Below are 891 nucleotides of genomic sequence, written 5' to 3'. Positions count from 1 at the left end.
AGAGTTCCTAACAGAAGGTTTTGATGTGGCGGTAGCAGATCACGCATGTCGCCAGACCGAGGAACGCTTCGTGGATGTCATCGCGGCGTTCCCATCGGATGCGCAGCCGTTTCATGCCGTGGTACCACGCGATCGTGCGCTCTACGACCCACCTGATCGCGCCGAGTCCGGAGCCGTGTTCCTGTCCGCGCTCGGCGATCCATGGGTCGATTCCCATACCGCGCAGCTGTTCGCGGTGTTTGGCGGAGTCGTAGGCGCGGTCGGCGTACAGTGCGCCGGGGCGGTGGCGAGGACGCCCGCGTCTGCCCCGCACGGGCGGGATGGCCTCGACCAGTGGGAGGAGTTGAGTGACGTCGTTGACGTTGCCGCCGGTCAGGATGACGGCCAGCGGGATACCGCCGCGCTCGGTGATCACGTGGTGCTTGGAGCCTGGCCGGGCACGGTCGACCGGACTCGGCCCGCTTTTGGGCCGCGGCGCGCCGCGCGCGTATGCGAGCTGTCGATCACCGCCCGCGACCAGTCCAGTTTCCCAGCCGCGTTCAGCTCGGCCAGCAGCGTCTCGTGCAGCTGTTGCCACACCCCGGCCTCGTTCCACTCGGCCAGGCGCCGCCAGCAGGTCATCCCGGACCCGAACCCCAGCTCCTGGGGCAGGAACTCCCACTGGATCCCGGTATGCAGCACGAACAAGATGCCCTGCAGCACGAGACGATCCGGCAGCCGCTTGGGGCCCGGCCGGGACAGTGCGTACTCCCAGCGCGGCAACAGCGGTTCAATTCGTTCCCACAGGTCGTCGGAGACGATCCACGGTGGCTGTTCACCTTTCCTCACCCGTTCATGATCAACGATCATGAACCTTCACGCACCACAAGTGATCAACTTGTTAGGAACTCT

The 891-nt window shown here is 65.5% G+C and carries 1 protein-coding gene; it reads right to left on the bottom strand.

The annotated features are described in order from the left end of the window. Window positions 1-7 precede the first annotated feature (7 nt). Window positions 8-849 (bottom strand): IS5 family transposase gene (locus OO71_RS49785; RefSeq protein WP_156096888.1). Its coding sequence is split into 2 segments (ribosomal slippage): window positions 8-468 and window positions 468-849, totalling 843 coding nucleotides; the frame shifts between segments, so codons are not numbered across the junction. Window positions 850-891 lie beyond the last annotated feature (42 nt).

This window comes from Amycolatopsis jejuensis (assembly GCF_000717335.1).
Lineage (GTDB): Bacteria > Actinomycetota > Actinomycetes > Mycobacteriales > Pseudonocardiaceae > Amycolatopsis > Amycolatopsis jejuensis.
Note: the sequence above shows the minus strand (reverse complement) of the source record. Positions and strands in the feature narration are given on the sequence as shown.